Raw genomic sequence first — 25,525 nt, forward strand, 5'->3', positions numbered from 1 at the left:
AACTTAATCATAGTGAGAAAAACCATACTATACGCTTTAATCGCTTTTATGAAAGTTAGAGCATTATAAAGCAACTATACAAAAAAATCAATAGTATTTAATAGTTTTTTATTATTTTTTTTCATTTTAATTAATGTTTCTTAATATTTTGCCTATAATAAGCAATTCAAAATTAATCAAAAATTATAGATATTTATGACTATTAGACTTGGTATATTTCATAAAAAATAAAAATTAAATATCATCAATTTCCTAATAAATATTGCAAAAAAATTATATTTATAGCATAATTAAACTTAATAATATTTAGGAATTATTTATGAGCAATATCAATCAAAACGAAATAGAAAAATTAAAATTTGATGAAAAAGGTCTAATACCTGCAATAGTTATAGATTATTATACAAGAGAAGTTTTAACTCTAGCATATATGAACAAAGAAAGTCTTGAAATAAGCATTAAAGAAGGAAAGACTTGTTTTTACAGCAGAAGCAGACAGGAACTTTGGAGAAAAGGAGAAACTTCCGGAAATTACCAGCATATACAAGCTATAAAATCCGATTGTGATAATGATGCTTTAGTTATCGAAGTAATAAAAGACGGACCTGCATGCCATACAGGTGCTGAATCTTGCTTTTTTAATGAAATATATTCAAAAGAAGATTATAAAGATTTTTCAATAGATAAATTATACAATCTCATAAAGGGAAGAAAAACTAATAAAACAGAAGGATCATACACAACTTATTTATTTAATAGCGGAATAGATAAAATATTAAAAAAAGTTGGAGAAGAATGCACAGAGGTTATAATAGGTGCCAAAAATGATTCCAATAAAGAAACTATATATGAAATATCTGATTTGTTATATCATACTCTAGTATTAATGGTTGAAAAAAATATAACAATAAATGACATAAAAGAAGAACTTGCCGGCAGATCTATAATAGACAAAAAAGAAAAACAAAAAAGTATGAAATAAACATAAAATTAACAAAAATACTTTTATACCATATAAAAATCCAAATTATAAATAATTATTTTTTATATAAATATACACATAAAAAATTTTATTATACTATAAATTTAACACAAAAATACACACTATATCTTTTATTCCATAAAATATAAATATAATTTTAAAAAATACCCATATATTATAGAATTTGTAATATATAAAATCAAAAATATAAAATATATTATATTAATTTTTTTAAAAAATATAGAAAAATATTAAAAAACATGGAAAAATTCACAATTACAAATTGCAATATTTTATATACCGGTATATACTATGAAAGAATTATAAAAAATAAATTAATTTATGGAAATATACCATGAAAATAATATCTATTATTTCATTTATAAGTATCGTTTTAATAACTTCATGCACAAAAGATTATGGAGTAAAAATTACTAAACCCGGAGCAGATTTAATATTATCAAAAATGCAAAGCGGTAATTGGGCTGGTGCAAAATCTGATGGAAATACACTTACCATTAGCGGAAGTTCAGGAACACTTAATGGAAATTATACTTTTGAAGAACCTATATTAGGTATAGGAGGAGTATATAAAGACAGCAATGGAGAATATATAATGGCTGCTCCATCTGGAAATGAACTTTATGTTGTAAAAATGAATGAAGAGGCTAAAAAAGCAGTAGATGCTGTACTTGATGTTCTTGATGATGAAGGAGGAGAGGCGGTTGTTGGAAATTTGATAAGTGCAATTATAGATAAAGGTGCTGATAAAATAGATTTGAGTAATTCTGATGAAATATTAAAAGGTACTAATCTTACTGCTGACAAAAAAGCTGAAATTGAAAATATATTAAAAAACTCCAGCGGAGGATTTACTGCAGGAGAAGCTATAAAATAAATAAGTGGTTTTTATTATGAGAAAATGTTTAATATTATTATCTGTTTTATTTTGCTTTCATATTTATGCTTATTCTAAAGGGCTTCCTCTTTCAACAGAAGTAACAGGCGAAGATTACAGTTGGATAAAAGGAAGACAAATGATAAGCTTTAATTTAAATCCGGGAGGAGCTATTTTTTATCCGCTGCTGTTTAATACTACTGTAAATAATGCTGCAAATCTAAGCGGATTAATAGGAATTAATTTAGGCGATATAAATAAATATTTTGATTATGCTGATGCAAAAGGATCTGCTTGGTATATTCCGGCTATTTCATATTCATTATTTGTTCATAATCAAATAGCTTTGGAAGCAGGAATAGGTATTTATTCTAGCACTTATGATTTAACTATTACAAAAGAAAATGCTGGAAAGTTATTGGAAACTTTAGGACAGGGAAATTATGCTAATGTTGTTGGCGGAGATACAGTTTTCAATGCATCATTTATATTTATGCCTGCAACATTTGGAGTAAAATTTTACGGCCCTAAAAGGCAATTCTATAATGCTTTTCGTTTCGGAATAGATGCATTTTTCTATACTGTAACCACAGATAATGGGCTTACCGGTATAAAAACTGAACATACAGTTCATGATGCTGCTTTATATATTTCTTATGAATTGGGTTGGAATATAGAATTATTCCCTACTAAAGAATGGAGAGTAAAACCAACTATTGATATTGCTATTCTTGAAATAGGATATTATGTAAGACCTTGGACTGGAAATGTATATAATACAGTAGCGGGAGGGGTTACTTCTCTAACTGCTGGTTTTTCAGCATTTAATATACCTGCTTGGAGCAGTTTCCCTGATTGGGCTAAATATCTTTCAAATATAAGATTTGCATTGTTTCCTAGAATTGGATTCAGTTTAAGATTTTAATGGATTTGAATTATGAATATAAAGAAAATTATCATTTTTACATCTATACTAATTTTTATATCAGCTACTATAATTAATGCTCAGGATTATTTAAAGCATTCTTTAGGGATAGACTTTGGTACCACATTATTTTCCATGGGTACTATGCCGCTTATCACTGAATTAATATTCAAGACACAAGAAGGAGCAAGCGGTAAATTTTATGATGGTAAATTCGGAATAAGATTAACATATAATTACACTTATCTGCCTAAACAATCAATAGATGCCACTTTAGGTTTTTATGCATTTGATACTCACTACAGTGATTATTCAGAACCTGTAAGAAATAATGCCGGAGATATCATAGCCTCTGCTGCTCTAAGTAAATTTTATAATGGAAGTACAATAGCTATACCTGCTTCTATAGGAGTGAGATTTTACTTCAATAAAAATGATACCCCTAGCGGATTTTTCCTCCTTCCTAAAGTTGGTATGACTACATTCATAGTTAATGGTAAAGAATTAAGAAATGATGGAACTACAAGATATAAAACTACTACTGTTTATGACTTTTATATATCCGGAGAAATGGGATTCAGAATAGATTTATTTTCTAAAACAGGTGCCGATTGGGAAGTTCGTCCGTTTATAGATATATCTTTACTTGATATAGGTTATTCTTTTACACCGGGCATTAGATTAATACCGCTTCCTAGATTGGCTATAGGTATATCTTTTTAATAATTGATAATGTTTTGTAAGGTTTTTAGTATGAAAAAAATTTTATTAATATCAATAATAACTTGCTTTATGAGTTCATCTTTGTTTCCGCTGATAGATGCATTTTATATAGCACCTAAAATTGTATACAACTTTAACGATTCTGGTTTTAAAAATAATAAAAATCAGAGAATAATGAATAATTATCTTGGAGCGGGTTTTTCTGCAGGTTTTGATTTCTATAGATATCAAAAAAACATACCTTTGAGATTAGAATTGGAATATACTTTCAAAGATGGTATGACAGGAAATTATCATACTGCAAATATAGTAAAACAATCTCAGCATTCTATATTAGCTGCCGCTTACTATAGCATGCATATATATCATATAAAAAAGAGCGAATTAAAAACTATTACCGCTGAAGAAATATATAGCAGAACTCCTATAATGTCATTATATTTAGGACTCTTAATGGGAACAAAAATAAATGCAAATACTTATGACAGATGGTTTGAAGAAAATGGAAGAGTAAAAGCTACTGTAACAGTACCTAGTCCTACATTCGCAATAGGAGGTGCTGTGGGAATTGACATATATGTTACTAGTTTCCTTAACTTGGATATAGGATACAGAATATTATATGGTTTAGATAATGTTTTATCACATGAATTTGCTATAGCAGCTAGATTCCCAATACCAGATCTGAGGAAATGATACTTATGAAAAAAATAGCTTTATTATTATTATTATTAATTGCACTTGCTTCATGCAAAACAGGAACTATGATTATAATGCCTGTACAGAATGTTCAAATGCCTGCTTATCCTCCTCAAAGTCATTCAGGAGAGAAAAGCAAATATAAATTTAGTAGCAATTATAATTTAAATAATAGTTTAGGTATGAACAATTATTTATTTAATAATACTAACACTAATAATTTATTCAGAAAAAATTTTGTTTATTTAAAATAAAAGGGTTGTTATATGAAACGATTAGTAATTATATTATTATTTTTTATTGTTGCTTTTTCTAGTAAAAACCTTTCTGCAGCAATTTTCTCAGGTGTTTATATAGCCCCTAAAATCAATTTTAAACATGAGGCTCTAAATAAAACAAATAGATTAGAATTAGGAAAACTTCCTTTTCTTGAAAAAAACAATTATATAGGCGGAGGTTTTGCTGTAGGATATGATTTATTTAGAAAAACTAGATTAGTGCCTTTAAGACTTGATATAGAATATATGTTTCAGGGAGTAATTGGTAAAAAAGACACTTGGATGCAAAGCATAATGGCAAGTGTATATTATGATATAAATATATTTTTTGTAAAAAACAATGAATTGGATAATCTCACTACTAGGGCTCTTTACAGTAGAATTCCTAATATGAGTATATATTTTGGATTATCTTTTGGAAACAGATTATATCAAATGCATTATGTTTATGATAATATAGGAAAAGCTATTATTACTAGAAGTTCTTTTGCATTTGGAATTAATGCTGGTTTAGTTTATAATATACTTGATTGGTTTGCTTTGGATTTAGGATATAGATATTTATTAGGTTTTGGTTTTAATGATGCTCATGAGGTGCTTCTCGGAGCTAGATTTACAATAAGGTAATAAATATAAATTATTGTATTAAGAGGTTAATTATGATAAATAAAATTTTACCTTTAATATTTTTATTAATTTTTGCTGTTTCATGTTCTACTAATGATAAGTATGTTGTGGTATTGGCTTTCAGCAAGAATCTGCATGCTGTACTTTATAATGATAATAGTCAAACTGCAAAAACAGCATCAAAAACTTATATTCAAGAAGATGATATAAAAACTATAGCTGATTCTATAAAAGAAGAAGATGACATAAAAATCCTGAATGATTCACTAAAAGAAGAGAATACAAATAATCAGCAAATAGCAGAAACAGAAAACCTGACAAATAATGATGTTATTGAAAAAGAAAATGCACAAACTATAAAACAAACCGAAGTCATAAAGCAAGATAATAATGAAATACTTGTTACTGCAAATATAATAGAATTTGATTTTGATTCTTATCAATTAAAAAATGAATATGATGATGGTATAAATGAAATATATAAGTATTTAAATAACAATAAAAATAAAAATCTCATTATTGAAGGACATAGCGACAGCAACGGAGATTCAAATTATAATATATATCTATCTGAAAACAGAGCAAAAGCTATATTTGATAAATTGGTAGATAAGGGGATAGATAAAGAAAGACTTAGATATATAGGATATGGTTCTGTTCATTCATCTGAATATAATGATAAAGATAGAAAATGCCAATTTGTAATAATAAATAATTCAAATGAAGAGGAAGAATATAAAAAAGAAAATGAAACTGATATTATTAAATTAAAACAGCAATAAAATTATTTTCTGTCTTTATACAAATATTGAATAACTATCTATATTAAAGTATACAAATTTTATATACCGAAAAAAGTTTCAAAAAAAATATATTTTTTTAATCTTAAATCCAAGCCTTTTAAATTTATAGTTTTAATATCAATTAAAAATTTTATTCATATTAAATGCCTACATCATAAAAAACCTGCCGCCCAAATGTTAATTAGATTTAAAATCTATTTAACGCACGGTAAATGCATTTTTATAATAAATTTTAATTGTATCAATAATGAAACTAATATTTTTAATATTACTCTGCGTGCGTTGAAAACACAGCAAATTTAAACAAAACTTGGGCGGGTGCTGTAATTTCTAATAAAGCAAAAAAAGAAAATAAAAATAAAATTATCTGTTTAGGCAGCATAGAATAAAGGGTGGGGTTTCAGAATAAAATAAAAAACATTGTAAAAAAGTAATTATTGAAGTATCATTTTTTAATTGAAGTAATAGGAGTTTTTTAATTATGGCACTTTTAAAATATAGAGATTATGATAAATATGTATTAAAATTTTTTTATGATATAAATAAACCAGCACATAGAAAAGATACATACAGCAAATTAAAAGAGTATACCAACACATCTGATGAGGACTTTAATTTGATAACAAAAAATGGATATAATAAATTTAATTCTAGAATTCATTGGTCTTTAGTTGTTTTAAAAAAAGCTCAGTTAATAGAAAACATAGATAAGGGAGTATATCAAATAACCGACTTCGGTAAAAAATTCTATGAAGAAAATCCTAACTTTGATTTCAAAACTTTGAAAGAAAAAACGCCTTATTTAGAAAACAGTAAAAGCAATTCAGATGATGACATAGAAGAAATAGAAGAAGCAGAAGAAGATGAAAACAGAAACGAAATAGAAAAAAGCATCGAAGAGTATTATGAAAGCGTAGAGAAGGATATACTTGACAGGCTTCAGTATATGGGTGAAAGCTCTGTTGATAAAGGCACTAAATTTGAAAATATATGTTTAGAACTGCTTGAAAAAATGGGTTATGGTAAAAAGTACAGAACAGGAGGAAGCGGAGACAGAGGAATTGACGGTACTCTTACTATGGATAAATTTGGTTTTGACATGATAGGTGTACAATGCAAATGCTATAAAGAAAATAATAAAGTTAATGATACTGAAATTACAAAGTTTGCTCATGGGCTTAAAAATGTTAATGGTATAAACAGAGGAATTTTTATAACTGCTTCAGATTATACTCCGCAGGCTAAAAAGGTTGTAGAAGAATTAAAAGATGTAAAAATAATTCTTATAAACGGATACAGACTTGCTAAATATATGCGTGAATATGAAGTCGGAGTAAAAGTGCTTGAAACTAGAAATATTTACGATGTGATAATATAAATTTGTATTTTTCAGCTTGACAAAGTCTGCTTTAGCATCGGTAAAAAAGCTGATATAATTTTTTTTATTTATAATACATTTACTTTTTTGATTTATTTTAAAACCCGCCCTTTAGAATGTATAGTTTTAATATCAATTAACAATTTTATTTATATTAAAAGCTTAAATTATAAAAGCACACCCGCCCAAAATTTATTTAAATTTATAATGCATATACCGCACGGTGAATGCATTTTGATATATAATTTACATTGAATTGATAATTAAATTTATATTTTTAGCTTTGCTCACCGTGCGTGAAAATAATACCTCAAAAAATAAAATAAAAAAAACAAGAGTACCATTTTTAAGCAGCACCCTTGTTTTTATAATTATAAAAAATATTTTTTATTTATTATTTACTATTTGATTTGAGCCACTCTTCATTTATCTTTATTACTTCCATAACAGCACTCTCACTAGGGCTTCCAATCATTGTTTTGTTTGAAACCTGAGCCTCTGGAGTTATACAAGAATAAATATCATCTTCAAATAAATCTGACTCTTTTTTATATTCTTCTATTGAAAGCGTAGAAAGATTTTTGTTATTGTTAATTGAGTACACAACAAGACGCCCAGAAACACCATGTGCATCTCTAAATGGCATACCCTTTCTTACAAGATAATCAGCAACCTCAGTAGCATTCAAAAAACCTTCATTAACAGAATTAAGCATATTTTCTTTATTAACTTTCATAGTTTTTAATACATTAGGAAGTATTGATAAACAGTTTTTAACATTCTCTAATGAATCAAATATACCCTCTTTATCCTCCTGCATATCTTTGTTGTATGCTAAAGGCAAAGACTTCATCACTGTTAATATAGAAAATAAATTACCATACACCCTTCCTGTTTTTCCTCGAATAAGCTCGAGTATATCTGGATTTTTCTTTTGGGGCATAAGGCTAGAGCCTGTGGTAAACTCATCATCAAACTCTACAAATTTAAACTCAGAAGTAGAATATAATATAAGCTCCTCAGAAAAACGGCTTAAATGCATCATTATTATTGATAAAACAGATTCTACTTCAATAACAAAATCCCTGTCAGATACAGCATCTAATGAGTTAAGCATAACATTCTTGAAGTTTAGAGTTTCAGCAGTCTTTTTATTGTCTATATTGTATGTAGAACAAGCCAAAGCTCCTGCCCCTAAAGGCATAACATCTATTCTTTTGTAGGCATCAGCTAATCTGTCAAAATCTCTTTTAAACATCTCTACATAAGCACCCAAATAATGTGCAAATGTTATAACCTGTGCTCTTTGAAGATGAGTATAACCGCTCATATATGTTTTTGTATGCTCTTTTTGTATGTTTATTAATGTAGAAATTAAATCTAATATCAAAGATTTAATATTTTCTACTTTGTTTTTTAAATACATTCTTAAATCAAGTGCCACCTGATCATTTCTGCTTCTTCCTGTATGTACCTTTTTTCCTATTTCACCTATTCTATCAATAAGCCATCTTTCAACTTGTGTGTGAATATCTTCTAATTCAAAATCAAATTGAAGTTTATTATTTTCAATATCATCTAAAATTTGCTTTAGAGCATTTATTATAGTTACGCTTTCATCAAGAGGAATAATAGAGCATTCGCCAAGCATTTTTGCATGTGCTATGCTTCCAAGTATATCCTCTCTGTACATCTTACAGTCGAAATCCAATGAAGAATTAAAATCATTAGCTTCTTTGTTAAGTTCTTTAGAAAAGCGTCCCCCCCATAATTTTTCTTTCATAATTAATTATTTTAACCTCATTTTTTTCACTTGCTCTTTCATCAAAGCATTAACTTTCAAAGGAAGTCCGTAAAGAGTAATGAATCCCTGAGCATCATGATGATCATATAATTCACCTGTAGTAAAGCTAGCCAAACTTTGATTATAAAGAGAATAAGGAGAAGTTACTCCAGCAGGTATAATATTTCCTTTATATAATTTTAATTTTACTTTACCTGTTACAGTTTCTTGAGTGCTGTCAATAAATGCACATAAAGCCTCTCTTAAAGGAGTAAACCATCTTCCGCTATATACAAGGTCAGTTAATTTATGAGAAACTATATGTTTAAAATATAATGTTTCTCTGTCTAAACATAAATGTTCTATTTCTCTATGAGCAGCATAAAGAATAGTACCTCCAGGAGTTTCATATACACCGCGGCATTTTATTCCTACTACTCTGTTTTCTAATAAATCAACTATACCAACAGCATGCTTTCCACCTATTTCATTTAAATATTTAACTAAATCAGAAGGAGAGAAAGTTTTTCCGTCTACTTTAGTAGGTATTCCTTTTTCAAATTCTAATTCTACAAATTGTCCTTCATTAGGAGCATTCTCTATAGTATTTGATAATTTAAGAAGTCTTTCATAATTAGGCATATTAGCAGGATCTTCAAGCTCTAATCCCTCATGTGATAAATGCCAAAGGTTCTTATCCCTTGAATAAGAATCATCTTTTTTCATAGGAACTTCTATATTTCTATCTTCCAAATATTTAATTTCTTCTTCTCTTGAAGATATATTCCATTCTCTCCAAGGAGCAATAATTTCAAAGTTAGGAGCTAATGCCTTAACTGTTAATTCAAATCTTACTTGGTCATTACCTTTTCCTGTAGCTCCATGTGCTATAGCAGTAGCACCTTCTTCTAAAGCAACTTCAACAAGTTTTTTAGCTATTAAAGGTCTTGCAGCAGAAGTACCAAGTAAATATTTATCTTCATAAGTAGCTTCAGCTTTAACTATAGGATAAATATAATCTGTAACGAACTCATCTTCGCATTTTACTAATCTGTATTTTACAGCACCTGTTTTTAAAGCTCTTTCTTCTAAACCGTCAGTTTCTGTACCTTGTCCTACATCCACACAAACAGCTATTACATCATAATCATAATTTTCTTTAAGCCATGGTATTATAACTGTAGTGTCCAAACCGCCTGAATAGGCTAATACTAGTTTTTTTTTCATGATAAATCCTTTCTTTATTTATAAAATGTTTTTATTTAATTATTATATTTGTATTTTTAGCAAAACATATACAATTATAAAAACTTTTAAGAAGTCTCAGCAAAAAAGCTGATAATTATTTTACCAAAAATAAAATTGTTCAAGTATATATTAATTTTCTATTATTCTTTTACTATACTGCTCATTATAGCCATTTGTGCATGCATTCTGTTTTCTGCCTCTTCATAAATATACTGAGAATTCATATTGAATACTTCTTCGCTAATCTCCTCGCCTTTATGAGCAGGCAAACAATGTAAAGCTATAGCACCTTTATTAGCAAGAGCAAATAATTCTTTAGTGAGAGTAAAACCTTTAAATACATTAAGTCTTTTTTCTTTTTCACTCTCCTGCCCCATAGAAGCCCATACATCAGTATAAACTACATCGCTGCCACTTACAGCCTCTTTTACATCATTAATAATATCAACTGTGCAGCCATTTTCTTTAGCTATTTTTTTAGCTATTTCTGTAGTTTTAGCATCAGGCTCATAACCCTTAGGAACTCCTACTTTTATATTAACACCTAAAGATGTACAGCCTGTTAAAAGACTATTGCATACATTATTTCCGTCGCCTATATATGATAATGTTAAACCTTTCAATTTACCGAAATGCTCTTTCATAGTAAATAAATCCGCCATAACCTGACAAGGATGCGAAAGATCTGTCAAAGCATTTATAACAGGAACCTTTGAATATTTAGCAAAATCCTCAACATCGCTATGAGCAAAAGTTCTAATCATAATCAAATCACAGTATCTTGAAATAACATTAGAACTATCTTCTATACTTTCTCTCTGCCCTAATATAATCTCATCTTGTTTTAATACAAAAGCATCTCCGCCTAATTTTTTCATTCCTATTTCAAAACTTAAACGAGTCCTCAAACTAGGTTTTGAAAAATACATCACCATAGTCCTATTTTTCATTATATCTATTTCTTCTCTATTCCTAACTTTTGATTTTAACTCGAAGGTATAATCAATCAATGCTGATAATTCTTCGCTTGTAAAATCTTCCAAATTAATAAAATGTCTTCCAGATAAATTAACTTTTTTCATAATTTTTTCCCGTTTAAATTTTTATATTATTTTTTTGAGTAATACTATATATCGTTTTTATAATTTTGCAATATTATGTTTCTATAATTTTTATAATTTGAAAATAAAATATATAAAAAAAACGTATAACATAAAACTATGCCATACGCTTAATTAAGATATAAATATTCTATATTAAACTTGCTTATTTACTAATACTGATAATTTCCTATTAACAACATGCTCTTTTCCTTTATTGTTATAGCCCACTTTTTTGCTTTCATTTAGAACTTCTTTCATATTTGCAAACAAATCTAAAGCCTCATCAAAAAGTTTAGGAGCTAATTTATTAAGATGTTTTAATCTAGCCATTAGAGTAACTAATTCAAGACGAAGTGCTGATATTCTAGCTGTTTTATTCAATGGTATTCTTCTAATAATATCAGATAATGTTGCTGTTTCTGATAAATGAGGGAACTTATTCAATACTATTAAATCTATTATATTTTCTCTCATTTTTCTAAGCTCATTAGCTTCTGTCATTTTTTCATTCTGATGATCACAGTATAAATGTATATCCTGTAATCTTGTATTGATTATAGAATTAACTTTTTTCTCTTCATCTTCTAATATTATTTTATATACTTCTATCTCTTTTGATAAAAGTATTTCGATTTTTGTAAGCTCTTCGTATAAGTTAAACATAAATACCACCTTTAAGTTAAAGCCAATCAATTTTATTAATCAGCTATGTGATAATTTATCGGCAGTTATTATGATTACTTTACATAATTTTTAAAAATATTATGTTAATTTTCTGCATCTATTGACTTTATAGCTTCTAAACAGATATCTCTATATTCAGCATCAGAATAAGTAAACCAAGCAAGCAAAGCAAACTTCTTAGCTGCACAAGCTGCTGTAATAATATGATCATTATCTTCTAATTCTTTTTCATATACTATGCTTTCTATTTTACCGCTTTGAGATTTAATATCGAGTTTTTCTCCTTTATCTTCTCCTGCAATGTCTATCTGTTTTAATACATATTCCATTATTACATCTATCTCTTCATTTGCAAAAGAATAAACCTGCATAGCTATATAGACATTAATATCTTTGAATTCTATTAAAGATTTATCATTTTTAAATACATTCATGCGCATAGGAAGAATGATAGTAAATCCTGCTGCTATAGAAAAACGAGCCTTTTCAAGCCTGAATCCTATCTGAAAAGACTGCTGCTGATTAACTGTTTTTTTACTTTCTATAAATCTTACCAAATTCTCATCATCTAAATAATGAGCAATGTTAATAAGTATGTCCCAAGGATATTTTAATGAAGAATCTTTTTTATATGCTTCCTGAAAAGCATACATAATTTTTTTATACATAGTTTTTTCTTTATTATCAATAGCATCTCTAAATGGGAAATAAAGCCAAATCATACTAATAAAACTTTTAAACCAAAATTTAGCATTTATATCTTCAGTATCCCATAAGAAGAAATCAGATGCTAAAATTAATCTGTCTTCTTCATCTGCATCTATAAAATCAGTAAACCAATTTTTGCCCCAATATCCTAAAGCAGATAAGGCAAAATACTCTTTTTCTATTATAGGATAATTATAAGGCATAGATATCATAAAATTACTGAAGCCTTTATCATGATGCGTTATAAGCATTTTGGCATAATCAGCTAAAGAATTAATAAAAAATCTCTTTAAAGATTCAAAATTCCTACTTTTAAAATAACCGCTGGGATCTTTGTGAACTGAATCTTCTTTAAACTCTATATCAAGTCTTCTTGCTATTCTATCTAATACACCAACTATAAATTTATGATATCCCGCTCCGAAAGAACCTGTACTAATTGTTATAAACAAAGTGCCTGCTTTAAACTCAAAATATATAGGATCAGCAGATGGATGAAAAGAATATATAAGGGTATTGCCGTCTTCTATTATAGAAAACTCTGAAATCATTACAAGAGGATTAATATTAACTTCATTTAAAGAAGAAACTATTGCTTTAAATAATCTGTCTTGGTTAGGAATAACCCTTCTATTATCAAATGATGCTGAAAGCAAAAATTCTATATTCATTTTAATAAAATTCTACTTATTTTTATAATATTTACATTGTACTATAATAACATTTTTTATTATTTTAGCAATATATATTTAATAAAGTTTTAGATCCAAACATACAAAATAGTAAAAATACGAATTTAATATACTTTAACTTTATAAAAGACTTGACTTTTTTTTAATGATATGCTAATATAATCTAACATTTCAAAAGAAAGGGCGATTAGCTCAGCTGGGAGAGCGGGTGCCTTACAAGCACTAGGTCGGCGGTTCGAACCCGTCATCGCCCAATTTTTTTATCCCACGCAAATAAGTCTTTTTTGATAAAACTTCCTACTAAATATATTTTTTTTAACGATAATAAATTTGAATTTAATATTAATATATGTTAATATTATGTAAACAAATAATTTTTACAGAGTAATATAAAAAATATGACCATTTTACAATATGTTTTAGTAATAGCAACTATACTAATAGTACTGGCCTTGATAAGTTTCATAATAAAAGCCGGAGCTAAATATAAAGTATTTACAATAGCACTTATGACAATAATTGTTTCCTCTATATCAGCTGTAGGAATAATATATATAAATAACACCAAAGATATAATGTCTAGTTCTGATATTAAACAAATTCAGATTGAAAAAGAGAAAAAGAGAATTAGAAAAGATATAATAATAAGACCCGGAGCAATAGAAACTATAGCACTGCATTTAGCATATTCAAATAGAATATCGCCTCCAATTATAAAAAATAGAGAATTAGGATTTTATTTAGACGGAATATGGTTTAATTGGGCTAATGGAAAACTTCTAACTGATGAAGATATGACCAATCAAGATAATTATATACCTTTCGGATTCTACTCTTATACTGTAGACGGAATGCCTGAGGTGCAGAAGGAAACTCCTGAAAGAACTAAAGAGCTTCAGGAATACTATAAAAAAAGGGTAAATAATACTAAATATATAAATAACAAATTCTTAGATACTCTTTATGACGGAACTAGTGAAAGGAGTATGGTAAAACATATAAGTACAAAAAGTATATTAGGATATAAAGTAAGAGTTCATGACTATGTATATGAGCCGCTTTCAAATGTAAGTGTAGAAGTAAAACTTATAGCACAGACTAATCAGGAAGTAGCAAATTTCCTTGATTCTTTAAAAATAGTCAGCGGATATGTTTGGAAAATCATTTCAAAAAGTGCAAGCAGAAGCTATCATAGTTATGGTGTTGCTTTTGATACTTTGCCTAAGAAAAATAACGGTAAGCAAATATATTGGGCTTGGACTAGGGTTAATAATAAAGCATGGTATGCTGTGCCTTATAATAAAAGATGGCATCCTCCTAAAGAAGTTGTTAAAGTTTTTGAAAAGTACGGATTTATATGGGGCGGTAAATGGCATAATTATGATACAATACATTTTGAATACAGACCTGAACTCATTATATACAATAAAATCAAAAATGATGAAGATGCTACATACGAACTCATAGAGAAGTACGGCATATTCTAAAAATAATCTGATAGAGAAACAAAATGAATAATACTATATTCACTAAAAATATAGAGCTTTTAAATAAAAATAAATATAATTTCAGAGCTGTAAAGAAATTAACAGAATATAATCCGCAAAATAATAAATATCAATTAAAACAGTCAAAAAATAATTTATTCGCTGTTATATATAATAATAAACCTTTAACTTCTCTATATAATCCAATGGAAGAAGCTAAAAGACTAATATCGCAATTTATAGCAAACAATAATGAACATATAGGAATATTTTTATCTATAGCTTCATTCTTTCACATAGAATATTTTTTATCTTTAAATGAAAATAATAAGGCAATCATAATAGAAAAAGACATAGAAATAGTTAAACTTATTCTATCAAATTTAAAACTTTCAAATGAAAATATATTAAAAAACATAATACTAATTCTAAATGAAGATTTAGAAACTATATTGGCATTTTTTAATTTTTATATGAATGATAATGATTCAAAAAAAATAGTTTATATAAGACATGTAAGAGCTTCAAATATAGACGATGAAACCAGAGAATATTATGATAATGTTAATATATCACTTGCAAACTCTATTAAAGAAAAATTAATGTCATTAACATCTAATTATTATTTTGCTCCTATATGGACTAGAAATATACTCTATAATATGCATTTCAATGAAGGATATTCTATAAAAACATTCTGCAATATATTAAAAAAAGAAATACCTATTTTATTAGTATCTGCCGGAGCTTCTGCCGATAACTATATAGAAAATATTAAAGAATTATCAAAAACTCATTTTGTACTAGTATTATCACATGCTTTTAATAGTTTAATAAAAAATAATATAAAACCTGATGCAGTTATATCAACAGACGGAGGTTTTTATTCTTCAATACATTTAAAAGAACTTCTTAAAAAAGAAAATGAAAATATAAATATATTCACTACACATACGGCATATCCTTTTCCTCTTACTCATATAGAAAATAAAAGAATATTCTATTTTTCACATGATGAAAGTTTTGAAAAAATACTATATCCTATAAACGATGATAACAATAATAATATATATTTCTATATGGAAGGAAGCGTTATAATGCCTGCTTTAAGAATAGCATATATGCTTAATCCTAAATATATATTGCTTGCAGGATGTGATTTTTGTCATATTGATGATAAAACCCATTCTAAATATTCAAATGCATCGGATTATGATTATATAAAAAGCAGTAAATTAAAAACTTTTGAATCTGCTAAATATAAAAGACTTAATGATAATCAAAAAATAAAATGCTATGATAATGTTTATAGAAATACATCTTCGGTACTTTTGAGTTATAAAAATCATTTTGAATCTATAATACAAGAGATTTCTGAAATTACGGATATTTTTACTTTGACTATTCAATCAGCATTCATAAAAAATGTAAAAATATACAATCATAAAAACTTAAATTCTAATAATAAAAATATAGAAATTAAAAAATATTTAAAAGAAAACATAGATAAAGAAAAACTAGTAAAAGAAATAGATGAATTCATAAAAAATATTAATAAAGAAAATATAGATAAAAATAATTTAAATAATGATGTTAAAAATATTGCTGATATAATATCACCTTGGCATGTTGAAAAATTTGAAAAATCTATGATAAGCTATGAAGAAATTAAAAATTATATGAATAAATGGTATAATGATATAAAATTACTGCTTTATTAAAAAAATTGATATTTTTTTATTTCTAATACTTTACAAAAAATTAACGAAAATTATAATAAAGTAAACATAATATATAACTAAATACAGGAGAATAAAAATATATATGAATAAAATTTTACTTCTATTTATAACATTATTAATAATATCAATGCAAGCATTCTCTGCTGCTGTAACTACACATTATAATAATTGGAAAATAAGAAGAATAAGTTATAACAATACTGACACAAAAACTGTTACAATGACTATAAAAAATAATAATAGTTTGGAAGTATATATAGCTGCTAGAAATAATCAGCTTAGTGTAAGTATAAATTGGTATAAAGATAAAATAGATGAAAATACTCCAATAGTAGAATATAGTTTTAATAATTCTCCTTATAAATCTGTAGAGCCTTTTATGAGATCTTCAAATGATAATTTTGATATATTATATACAATATCACCTGCTTTCGGAATAATACAAGAAAAAGAAGTTATCGAATTTCTAAATAAATTAATAAACAGCAAAACTTTATCTATAAAACCTAATACTGATGCTCAGGCATATACTATTGATGTTACAGGGTTAAAAGAAGCAATACAAAAAACTGATTTCTCAGGAACTTTATTTGATAAATACAAAAGTCAAATATTAAAATAATATGTACTAGAAACTTCACATTTATAACGCACGCACAATAAAGTTAAAAAATATAAATTATTTAATATTCAAATTTTTATTATATATTTAATTTAGTTCACCGTGCGTTAAATAAATTCCAAATTTAATTAACTCTTGGGCGGGTGCTGAAATTTAAAATTAAGTTCTAAAGATAATATAATATTAAAATATAAAATAAAGCTCTAAATTTTAAAGGGCGGGGTATGTAATTAATTTTTTAAGAATTTACTTGAAATCCCACCCTATAGGCTTTCAATTCTTTCTGATTTTAATAAACTATTTTTCTTTTAAATCTAAATAGTAATTTTAGCTGCCCACCCAATTTTTTTAAATTTCGTACTAATTTTATCGCACGCAGAATAAGTTAAAAAATATAAATTATTTAATATTCAAATTTTTATTATATATTTAATTTAGTTCACCGTGCGTTAAATAAATTCTAAGTTTAATTAAATCTTGGGCGGGTGCTGAAATTTAGAATTAAGTTCTAAATATAATTAATATATATATAAAACTTTCTTAAATAAAAATTAAAATCCTAATTCTTCACCTATAAATATTATATGTATTCTTTCTTTTATATGACATTTATTAACTATAATAGTATATGCACATAATCTATTTTCTATATCGCAGTTTTCCTCATCGCAAATCATATTACCTGTGCAGCAAGGATTATCTACTTTAAATCTCACAGAATTCTCTCCAGCGGCAATATTTCTTACTCTTTTTACAGCTTCTTCAACAGTATTACAAACTTTATTTCTTCCCACAATCAAAAATACTTTTTTAGGTCCGTAAATAGTAGCAGCAACTCTGTTTCCGCCTCCGTCTGTAGATACAATATCACCATTCTTTGTTACAGCATTAGCCGAACACAAATAAACATCGCTTGTAAATGCTTTTATCTCTGCTTCTGCTTTTAATTCTTTATTATTTCTATCAACAAAATTTTTATAGCCTTTCAAATCTTCTAATATGCCCATTTGATTAACTGATGTGCTTCCGCCAAATGTAATAGTATCATTCTCTTTTATAAGAGATAATACAAACTTTTTTGCCTCTTCCTTATTACCGAAACTGTCAAAAGCAAAGCCTTTTTTATTAAACTTTTCTTTTAAAACCAAAGATAATCTTTGAAAATATTCTTCCTGAACTGTCATAAAAAATCCCTCATTTATTATATTTATTAAACTAGTATAAATACAACTTATATTTTTTTCAATATTATTTTAGCTTTAATGCTCACTATATTTGCAGCTCTGACAATATATTTTACATACATAAAAATTATAAATTTAATAAACACTATACAAACAAATTTTAGAATAATCAGATATAAAGAATGATGTATATATTTACATTTCTTTTTTTATAGTATATAATCCTGCTACTTTTCGCGGAAATAATATTTTTTTATTAAAAATTTTATTTTTCACATTAATAAATATTTTATTTAGATTGATTTCAAGCGTGGAGGTTATTATGTCAGAAAAACAATTTAAGCCAAAAACTAAAGAAGAATTAAAAAAATTAGTTCAGGATGAAAGTATTAATCTTGGAAGTATTGATACAAGTTTAATAATAGATATGAGTACTTTATTTTTTAATAATATAAGAGAAGATTTTTCAGGTATAGAAACTTGGGACATTTCTAATGTAACAAATATGAGCGGTATGTTTAAAAATGCAGTTAATTTCAATCACAATATAAATGATTGGAATGTATCTAATGTTACAGTTATGTCTGCTATGTTTTGCGGTGCTAAAACCTTTAATCAGCCTTTATATAAATGGGATACTTCTAATGTTCAGTATATGATGGAGATGTTTAAGAATGCTGAAAGTTTTAATCAAAATATCAATAGCTGGGATGTTTCTAATGTAACAAGTATGAGAGAAATGTTTTACGGCTGTATAATGTTTAATGAACCTTTGGATAATTGGAATACTTCTAAAGTTGACTGTATGAATGGTATGTTTTTTGGAGCTTCAAAATTTAATCAGCCTTTAAATAGCTGGGATATTTTTAATGTAGAATTTATGGATAATATGTTTGAAATAGCTTCTAATTTTAATCAGCCTTTAGATAATTGGAATACTTATAATTTAACAAATATAGTAAATATGTTTTATAATGCCTCTTCATTTAATCAGGATTTAAACAGCTGGAAAACAGAAAAAATAGAATATATGAATCAAGCTTTTTTTAATGCTTTATCTTTTAATCCTGATAATATTAAAAATTGGAATTTTAAAAAAGTTAAAGAATTTGATAGAATTTTTAATAATGTTTCATTAGATTTAGTTTTAAAAATATATTCTTTTCAAAGCTCAAAATCTGCTGCAGCAAATCTTGAAGAAATTACAAATAAATTTGATAAAAAAGAAGTTTATAAACTAGGATTAAAATATAATAAAAAAGCAGTATCTGATGTTCTAAAAAAATTAGAAAATATGCATTATGAAGAATTAAAAGAGCTTATTGATAGTAAAGAGGATATTATAAAAGAGTATAAAGAATTAGAAAAATCAGAAACCAAAAAAGATAAAAAAGATAGTAAGCAAACTAAAATGCATCAGCCAAAAAATAAAAATGAATTAATAAAACTAATAGCAGATAAAACAAAACTTGATAAAATAGATACTTCTTTAATAACAGATATGAGCAATCTTTTTAAAGATTCTAAATTAAAAAAGTTTGACGGTATAGAAACTTGGAATGTATCTAATGTAGTAAATATGGAAAGTATGTTTGAAGGAGCATTAGCTTTTAATCATAATATTGAGATCTGGGACGTTTCAAAAGTTGAGAATATGAGTTCTATGTTTAAAAAATGCAAAAAATTTGATAATCCTCTTAATGATTGGAATGTATCTAAAGCTGCTGATATGAGAGCTATGTTTGCTAATTGTGAAAGTTTTAATCAGCCTTTAGACAAATGGAATGTATCTAATGTAAAAGATATGTCATCAATGTTTTATTATGCTGAAAGTTTTAATCAAAATATTAATAATTGGGACGTGTCTAAGGTTGAAAATATGAATAGTATGTTTAAAGGAGCTATTAATTTTAATAGTGCTTTAGACAAATGGAATGTATCTAATGTTAAAGATATGTCATTAATGTTTTGCTTTACTAAAAGTTTTAATCAGCCTCTTAATAATTGGAATCTTTCTAATGTTATAAGTATTAGTCAGATTAATAATTGGAATCTTTCTAATGTTATAAGTATTAGTCAGATGTTTCATTATGCTTCATCATTTAATCAGCCTTTGGATAATTGGGACGTTTCCAATGTAGAATATATGAACTCTGTATTTTATGAAGCTGAAAGATTTAATCAGAATTTAGAATCTTGGAATGTATCTAAAGCAGAGCCTAATCGTATGAGAGATATGTTTGATAACTCAGCAATGGAAAATAATACGCCTTCTTGGTATAAAGATTAATTTTTATTGAGTTTTAATTAGCTAGTAATTTTTTAATAAAGTTATTAGTTAATTAAATTAATAAACCTATATAACAGTAAAATGAACTAATTAAAGATTATATCAGCCTTTTTTAGCAAAGATGCAAAAAGAGAAATAATATAATTTATTTAATATAATAAAAATTTAAAAATATTTCAAAAAATATAAAATAAGGTAAAATTAATTAGGATATATAATTATGAAATACAAACCTCAAACAAAAAAAGAATTGAAAAAATTAGTGGAAGATGAAAGCATCAATCTTGGAAGTATTGATACAAGTTTAATAACTGATATGAGCGAATTATTTAGAAGTAGTGAAAGAGAAGATTTCTCAGGTATAGAAACTTGGGACGTATCTAATGTTGAAAATATGGGCAGTATGTTTAAAGGATGCAAAGAATTTAATCAGCCTCTAAATAGTTGGAATACCAATAAAGTCAAAGATATGTCAAGAATGTTTGACTGCTGTTTTAAATTTAATCAGCCTTTGGATAAATGGGATACTTCTAATGTCGGCAGTATGAACAATATGTTTCAAGAATGCAAATCTTTTAATCAAGACATTAGTAATTGGAATGTTTCAAAAGTAACAAATATGAATTCTATGTTTAATGGATGTACAAGCTTTAATCAAAATATAAGTAATTGGAATATAAAGAGCGTAAAATATATGAGCTTTATGTTTGCCAATGCTTCATCTTTTAATCAGGATTTAAATAACTGGGATATAAGCAAGGTAAAAAGCATTAGTTTTATATTTAATCATGCTAATAGTTTTAAAATAATTCCTCATAAATGGAATTTTGATAATATAAAAGAAGATATTGATTATATATTACCAGAAGAAATGCTTGATGAAATATATTCTAAAAAAGAACCTATTAATTTGTTATGCTATTTATTTTATGATAAATATTATGAAGATGAAAATTTACAAAAAGTAGATGTTAAATTATGGCATAAGACTTTAAAAAATTCAATTAATAAAAAAATTATTTCTTTTGTTTCAAGATTAGAAAAAGATTTTGAAAATGAACTTAAAAATGAAATAGAATATCATTCTAATAAAATAATTTTTCAAAATATTGAAGAGGCAGAAGAATATGTTAATAATAATTATGATAAGTCATTTGATAAAAGTATAAAATTTATAGATGATAAATATACTATATTTACTAAAGACAGAAAAACAAAAATAAGGTTAAAGATGATTAGATTTATTTATGGAAGTTATTTAAAAGTTAAAGATAATGTTGTAAGATTAGAAATTATTGATGATATTATTAATTTGCTTGATATAGAAAGTTTTAGAAATGTATCTTATCAAATATTTTTAAGCGACAGAAGTAAATTAGCTTCAAGAATTATTTGCGGTATATATGGAGATGGTAAAATAGTAGAAGATTATGTAAAAAGTTTAAAAAAAGAATTTTATCCTCGTTCATACTATGTTTATATTTTAGCTTTAAATAAAAATAAATATGCATTAAGATTACTTTGCGATGCATCTTTAAAATCAAAAATAGAAAGTATAAAAAATGCAGCCGAATTAGCACTTGAAACTATAGCTAATAGAATGAAAGTTGAAAGATATGAATTAGATGATTTATTAGTTCCTGATTTTAATCTTGATAAGAATGGCGAGAGAATAGTATATGCTGAAGATAAAGAATATAAACTTTTTATTGATGATAATATGGAGCTTCATATTATCATCAATAATAAAGAATTAAAAACACCACCTAAAACTTTTTCTAAAGAGTTAAAATCAGAAATAACTTTTATTAAAAAGGAAATAAAAAATATTGTAAAAAGTCAAAGAGATAAAATGATATATCTTTTAATGAATGGAAGAAAATATTCTTATAATTTTTGGAAATCTGTTTATATAGATAATTATCTTTTTAATGGGTATGCTGTTAAATTAATTTGGAACTTATATGATGAAAATAATTTGTTTTTAACAACATTCAGATATTTAACTGATGGAAGTTTTACAGATTATGATGATAAAGAAGTAAAAATCAATGAAAATAATTCTATTAGTTTAGCATATGTAAAAGAAATGGATAATGATATTATAGATAAATGGAAAAAGCAATTATCAGATTATGAGATTGTTCAGCCTATTAATCAATTAAGAGTTATTGATGATTTAGAAAAAGAATTTTATTCATATAATGGTGAATATAAATTATCTAAGTTAAAAAATTTTGTTAATAAATATCCTTTTAATGAATATTATGAAGATTATTACACAATATATGGATATAAATTTGAAGATAAAGTAAGCGGTTTAGTATTAGATATATCAACGAACGGTATTAGCAGAGATAATGCTGACTTTGGAGATATGATAGAAATAGTATTAAAAATATTAAATATATCAGAAAATAATAAAGATTTAGTTAATAGATTGATGTTTGGTTCTATCTTGATGCTTGAAAATTTAGTACAATAATAAATTAGATATTAATAGTGTAGTCGAATATAACAATAACGAATGAGCCGAAGCATCTAATAACTGAAAAGTTATTAGATATTAATAGCGTAGGCGAATATAACAATAATGGAAAAGAAAATGGAAAAACAATTTAAACCAAAAAATAAAGAAGAATTACAAAAATTAGTTCAGGATGAAAGCATTAATCTTGGAAGTATTGATACAAGTTTAATAACAGACATGAGCGAATTGTTTAAAAACAGTAAGAGAATAAATTTTGAAGGACTTGAAACTTGGGATACCTCTAATGTTACAGATATGTCAGATATGTTTATGGGGGCTGTAAACTTTAATTCTAATATAAATAATTGGAATGTTTCAAAAGTTACTAATATGTTCGGTATATTTGCAAGTGCTAAAAACTTCAATCAGCCATTAAATGATTGGAATGTATCTAATGTAACAAATATGGAATTTATGTTTTCTGAAGCTAAAAATTTTAATCAGCCTTTAGATAAATGGGATACTTCTAAAGTTATCAGTATGAGATGTATGTTTTATAAAGCTGTAAATTTCAATCAGGATTTAAATAATTGGGATACTTCTAATGTAGAAAATATGCAAAGTATGTTTTCAAAGGCTTATAATTTTAATCAGGCTCTTAATAATTGGAATGTCAGCAAAACAGAAAAAATGCTTGGTATGTTTGAGAATGCTTATAACTTTAATCAGCTGCTTGATAAATGGGATACTTCTAATGTTTTATATATGAACTATATGTTTTTTAATGCGAAAAGTTTTAATCAGGATATTGGAAGCTGGAATGTTTTTAATGCAATTAGTATGTCATATATGTTTAGTGGTGCTGAGAGTTTTAATCATTCTATAGAAAATTGGATTATTAATGAGGCTTGTTTTATTAGGGAGTTTTTTTCGGGTGCTTCTTCTTTTAAGAATGTGAAGTCTATATTAAATATTTATTTTCTTTCCAAAGGAAGTGATAGAAAAAAACTTTTATTAATGCTTGAAAACTGCGATATAAAAGAAGTGTATAAAGAAGTTTTAAAATATAATAAACTTAAAGATTTTATTAAAAAACTTGAAAATACTTATTATGATGAATTAAAAGAATTAATTGATAATAAAGAAGATATTATAAAAGAATACAAAAAATTAAAGGCTAATAATATCAAATTAAAAGAAAATGAAAAATATCAACCTAAAGATAAAATAGAATTATTAAAATTAATAAAAGAAAAAGTAAAATTTAATAAAATGGATACTAGTTTAATAACTGACATGTCTGGTTTATTTCAAAATTCAAAACTTAAAAAATTTGACGGTATTGAAACTTGGGACACTTCAAATGTTGAAGATATGCATAACATGTTTAAAGGAGTTCTATATTTTAATCATAACATAGAAAATTGGAATGTATCTAAGGTTATTAATATGGAATATATGTTTTCAGGCTGTACTAGATTCAATCAGCCTCTTAATAATTGGGACGTTTCTAATGTCAAGTATATGAGTTTTATGTTTTCAGATTGTGCAAGTTTTGACAGTGATTTAAGCAGTTGGAATACATCTAATGTAGAAATAATGATCTTTATGTTTAAAAGTGCGTATTCTTTTAATCAGGATATTTCTAAATGGAATGTAAGCAAAGTAAAATATACAGATGCTATGTTTAAAGATGCTAAGAGTTTTAATCAGACTTTAAATGATTGGGATATGAGTAATATTGAATCTATAAATGGAATGTTTCATAGTGCTTCAAATTTCAATCAGCCTTTAGATAAATGGAATCTATCTAATATTAAAAATATATCATTTGCATTTTATAACTGCTCAAATTTTAATCAGGATTTAGAATCTTGGAAATTGTCAAATGAGGTTAATATGAAATATGCTTTTTCAGGTTCGCTTGTAGAAAGACATGAACCTTATTGGTATATAGAAAATTAAAAAAATATGATTTTATTCTAACTCCCGCCCTTTATATTTTATTGTTTTATTTAGGTATTTTAATTCTATTATACTTACAGCTTCATCTGTTATTTAAGGCACCCACCCTAGCTTTATTTAAATATTACTGTCTTTCTACCCGCACGCAGAACTAAATTAATAAAATATAAAAAATAAAAAAATAAATGGCATTAATATTAAAACTTGATTAAACGTGCGGGGGAAACGAAACAA

Annotated in this window: 21 protein-coding genes and 1 tRNA gene; 16 read left to right on the plus strand and 6 right to left on the minus strand. The window is 26.0% G+C overall.

Annotated elements, in window-relative coordinates; translation table 11 throughout:
- Positions 1 to 319 precede the first annotated feature (319 nt).
- The 9 genes from hisIE (at position 320) to BFL38_RS09690 (ending at position 7,313) form a co-directional block, all read left to right on the plus strand.
- Complete coding sequence (gene hisIE, locus BFL38_RS09650; RefSeq protein ID WP_069726839.1) at positions 320 to 982, plus strand: bifunctional phosphoribosyl-AMP cyclohydrolase/phosphoribosyl-ATP diphosphatase HisIE; 663 nt, start codon at positions 320 to 322, stop codon at positions 980 to 982.
- Between the two features lie 355 nt (positions 983 to 1,337).
- A complete protein-coding gene (locus BFL38_RS09655; protein ID WP_069726840.1) occupies positions 1,338 to 1,880 on the plus strand; it encodes a hypothetical protein in 543 nt (180 codons plus the stop codon).
- A 16-nt stretch (positions 1,881 to 1,896) separates the two neighbouring features.
- A complete protein-coding gene (locus BFL38_RS09660; RefSeq protein WP_069726841.1) occupies positions 1,897 to 2,805 on the plus strand; it encodes a hypothetical protein in 909 nt (302 codons plus the stop codon).
- Positions 2,806 to 2,817: 12 nt separating this feature from the next.
- Entirely contained in the window at positions 2,818 to 3,528 is a 711-nt protein-coding gene (locus tag BFL38_RS09665; RefSeq protein ID WP_069726842.1) for a hypothetical protein, read from the plus strand.
- A 30-nt stretch (positions 3,529 to 3,558) separates the two neighbouring features.
- A complete protein-coding gene (locus BFL38_RS09670) occupies positions 3,559 to 4,224 on the plus strand; it encodes a cell envelope biogenesis protein OmpA (protein WP_069726843.1) in 666 nt (221 codons plus the stop codon).
- A gap of 5 nt (positions 4,225 to 4,229) precedes the next feature.
- Positions 4,230 to 4,481 (plus strand): hypothetical protein, encoded by a 252-nt coding sequence (locus BFL38_RS09675; RefSeq protein WP_069726844.1) that lies wholly within the window; start codon positions 4,230 to 4,232, stop codon positions 4,479 to 4,481.
- 12 nt (positions 4,482 to 4,493) lie between these two features.
- Entirely contained in the window at positions 4,494 to 5,132 is a 639-nt protein-coding gene (locus tag BFL38_RS09680; protein ID WP_069726845.1) for an outer membrane protein, read from the plus strand.
- Positions 5,133 to 5,164: 32 nt separating this feature from the next.
- Positions 5,165 to 5,914, plus strand: a complete 750-nt coding sequence (locus BFL38_RS09685) for an OmpA family protein (protein ID WP_069726846.1) — start codon at positions 5,165 to 5,167, stop codon at positions 5,912 to 5,914.
- A gap of 502 nt (positions 5,915 to 6,416) precedes the next feature.
- The gene (locus BFL38_RS09690; RefSeq protein ID WP_069726847.1) at positions 6,417 to 7,313 is read left to right on the plus strand and encodes a restriction endonuclease; all 897 of its coding nucleotides are present in this window, start codon (positions 6,417 to 6,419) and stop codon (positions 7,311 to 7,313) included.
- A 394-nt stretch (positions 7,314 to 7,707) separates the two neighbouring features.
- Here BFL38_RS09690 and argH read toward each other — a convergent pair whose 3' ends face one another.
- The 5 genes from argH to BFL38_RS09715 form a co-directional block, all read right to left on the minus strand.
- Positions 7,708 to 9,096 (minus strand): argininosuccinate lyase, encoded by a 1,389-nt coding sequence (gene argH / locus BFL38_RS09695; protein ID WP_069726848.1) that lies wholly within the window; start codon positions 9,094 to 9,096, stop codon positions 7,708 to 7,710.
- Between the two features lie 6 nt (positions 9,097 to 9,102).
- Complete coding sequence (locus tag BFL38_RS09700) at positions 9,103 to 10,323, minus strand: argininosuccinate synthase (RefSeq protein WP_069726849.1); 1,221 nt, start codon at positions 10,321 to 10,323, stop codon at positions 9,103 to 9,105.
- 161 nt (positions 10,324 to 10,484) lie between these two features.
- Positions 10,485 to 11,426 (minus strand): ornithine carbamoyltransferase, encoded by a 942-nt coding sequence (gene argF, locus BFL38_RS09705; RefSeq protein ID WP_069726850.1) that lies wholly within the window; start codon positions 11,424 to 11,426, stop codon positions 10,485 to 10,487.
- A 174-nt stretch (positions 11,427 to 11,600) separates the two neighbouring features.
- Positions 11,601 to 12,110 carry a flagellar export chaperone FlgN gene (gene flgN, locus BFL38_RS09710; RefSeq protein WP_069726851.1) on the minus strand — a complete coding sequence of 170 codons (510 nt, stop codon included), beginning with the start codon at positions 12,108 to 12,110 and terminating at the stop codon, positions 11,601 to 11,603.
- 104 nt (positions 12,111 to 12,214) lie between these two features.
- Entirely contained in the window at positions 12,215 to 13,510 is a 1,296-nt protein-coding gene (locus BFL38_RS09715) for a hypothetical protein (protein ID WP_069726852.1), read from the minus strand.
- Positions 13,511 to 13,712: 202 nt separating this feature from the next.
- Between BFL38_RS09715 and BFL38_RS09720 the strand changes: the two genes are divergently transcribed.
- The 4 genes from BFL38_RS09720 (at position 13,713) to BFL38_RS09735 (ending at position 17,382) form a co-directional block, all read left to right on the plus strand.
- A tRNA-Val gene (locus tag BFL38_RS09720) sits at positions 13,713 to 13,785 on the plus strand.
- A gap of 144 nt (positions 13,786 to 13,929) precedes the next feature.
- Positions 13,930 to 15,018, plus strand: a complete 1,089-nt coding sequence (locus BFL38_RS09725; protein ID WP_069726853.1) for a M15 family metallopeptidase — start codon at positions 13,930 to 13,932, stop codon at positions 15,016 to 15,018.
- Between the two features lie 23 nt (positions 15,019 to 15,041).
- Complete coding sequence (locus tag BFL38_RS09730; protein WP_069726854.1) at positions 15,042 to 16,739, plus strand: motility associated factor glycosyltransferase family protein; 1,698 nt, start codon at positions 15,042 to 15,044, stop codon at positions 16,737 to 16,739.
- A 103-nt stretch (positions 16,740 to 16,842) separates the two neighbouring features.
- A complete protein-coding gene (locus BFL38_RS09735) occupies positions 16,843 to 17,382 on the plus strand; it encodes a hypothetical protein (protein ID WP_069726855.1) in 540 nt (179 codons plus the stop codon).
- Between the two features lie 551 nt (positions 17,383 to 17,933).
- Here the strand turns inward: BFL38_RS09735 and BFL38_RS09740 are convergent.
- Positions 17,934 to 18,566 carry a lactate utilization protein gene (locus tag BFL38_RS09740; RefSeq protein ID WP_069726856.1) on the minus strand — a complete coding sequence of 211 codons (633 nt, stop codon included), beginning with the start codon at positions 18,564 to 18,566 and terminating at the stop codon, positions 17,934 to 17,936.
- Between the two features lie 322 nt (positions 18,567 to 18,888).
- Here BFL38_RS09740 and BFL38_RS09745 point away from each other — a divergent pair, with 322 nt between their 5' ends.
- The 3 genes from BFL38_RS09745 to BFL38_RS09755 all read left to right on the plus strand — a co-directional run bounded on the left by BFL38_RS09745 (position 18,889) and on the right by BFL38_RS09755 (position 25,291).
- Entirely contained in the window at positions 18,889 to 20,856 is a 1,968-nt protein-coding gene (locus BFL38_RS09745) for a BspA family leucine-rich repeat surface protein (protein WP_069726857.1), read from the plus strand.
- A gap of 220 nt (positions 20,857 to 21,076) precedes the next feature.
- Positions 21,077 to 23,341 carry a BspA family leucine-rich repeat surface protein gene (locus tag BFL38_RS09750; RefSeq protein WP_069726858.1) on the plus strand — a complete coding sequence of 755 codons (2,265 nt, stop codon included), beginning with the start codon at positions 21,077 to 21,079 and terminating at the stop codon, positions 23,339 to 23,341.
- Positions 23,342 to 23,449: 108 nt separating this feature from the next.
- Complete coding sequence (locus BFL38_RS09755) at positions 23,450 to 25,291, plus strand: BspA family leucine-rich repeat surface protein (RefSeq protein ID WP_069726859.1); 1,842 nt, start codon at positions 23,450 to 23,452, stop codon at positions 25,289 to 25,291.
- Positions 25,292 to 25,525: the final 234 nt, after the last annotated feature.

The organism is Brachyspira hampsonii (assembly GCF_001746205.1).
Lineage (GTDB): Bacteria > Spirochaetota > Brachyspiria > Brachyspirales > Brachyspiraceae > Brachyspira > Brachyspira hampsonii_B.

Bases quoted from the DNA above. Each gene is read 5' to 3' on its own strand.
- BFL38_RS09740 (WP_069726856.1), bottom strand. From the start codon at position 18,566: ATGACAGTTCAGGAAGAATATTTTCAAAGATTATCTTTGGTTTTAAAA.
- BFL38_RS09655 (WP_069726840.1), top strand. From the start codon at position 1,338: ATGAAAATAATATCTATTATTTCATTTATAAGTATCGTTTTAATAACT.
- BFL38_RS09685 (WP_069726846.1), top strand. From the start codon at position 5,165: ATGATAAATAAAATTTTACCTTTAATATTTTTATTAATTTTTGCTGTT.
- BFL38_RS09680 (WP_069726845.1), top strand. From the start codon at position 4,494: ATGAAACGATTAGTAATTATATTATTATTTTTTATTGTTGCTTTTTCT.
- BFL38_RS09735 (WP_069726855.1), top strand. From the start codon at position 16,843: ATGAATAAAATTTTACTTCTATTTATAACATTATTAATAATATCAATG.
- BFL38_RS09700 (WP_069726849.1), bottom strand. From the start codon at position 10,323: ATGAAAAAAAAACTAGTATTAGCCTATTCAGGCGGTTTGGACACTACA.
- BFL38_RS09745 (WP_069726857.1), top strand. From the start codon at position 18,889: ATGTCAGAAAAACAATTTAAGCCAAAAACTAAAGAAGAATTAAAAAAA.
- BFL38_RS09665 (WP_069726842.1), top strand. From the start codon at position 2,818: ATGAATATAAAGAAAATTATCATTTTTACATCTATACTAATTTTTATA.
- hisIE (WP_069726839.1), top strand. From the start codon at position 320: ATGAGCAATATCAATCAAAACGAAATAGAAAAATTAAAATTTGATGAA.
- BFL38_RS09750 (WP_069726858.1), top strand. From the start codon at position 21,077: ATGAAATACAAACCTCAAACAAAAAAAGAATTGAAAAAATTAGTGGAA.
- argH (WP_069726848.1), bottom strand. From the start codon at position 9,096: ATGAAAGAAAAATTATGGGGGGGACGCTTTTCTAAAGAACTTAACAAA.
- BFL38_RS09675 (WP_069726844.1), top strand. From the start codon at position 4,230: ATGAAAAAAATAGCTTTATTATTATTATTATTAATTGCACTTGCTTCA.
- BFL38_RS09660 (WP_069726841.1), top strand. From the start codon at position 1,897: ATGAGAAAATGTTTAATATTATTATCTGTTTTATTTTGCTTTCATATT.
- flgN (WP_069726851.1), bottom strand. From the start codon at position 12,110: ATGTTTAACTTATACGAAGAGCTTACAAAAATCGAAATACTTTTATCA.
- BFL38_RS09670 (WP_069726843.1), top strand. From the start codon at position 3,559: ATGAAAAAAATTTTATTAATATCAATAATAACTTGCTTTATGAGTTCA.
- BFL38_RS09690 (WP_069726847.1), top strand. From the start codon at position 6,417: ATGGCACTTTTAAAATATAGAGATTATGATAAATATGTATTAAAATTT.
- BFL38_RS09730 (WP_069726854.1), top strand. From the start codon at position 15,042: ATGAATAATACTATATTCACTAAAAATATAGAGCTTTTAAATAAAAAT.
- BFL38_RS09725 (WP_069726853.1), top strand. From the start codon at position 13,930: ATGACCATTTTACAATATGTTTTAGTAATAGCAACTATACTAATAGTA.
- BFL38_RS09755 (WP_069726859.1), top strand. From the start codon at position 23,450: ATGGAAAAGAAAATGGAAAAACAATTTAAACCAAAAAATAAAGAAGAA.
- BFL38_RS09715 (WP_069726852.1), bottom strand. From the start codon at position 13,510: ATGAATATAGAATTTTTGCTTTCAGCATCATTTGATAATAGAAGGGTT.
- argF (WP_069726850.1), bottom strand. From the start codon at position 11,426: ATGAAAAAAGTTAATTTATCTGGAAGACATTTTATTAATTTGGAAGAT.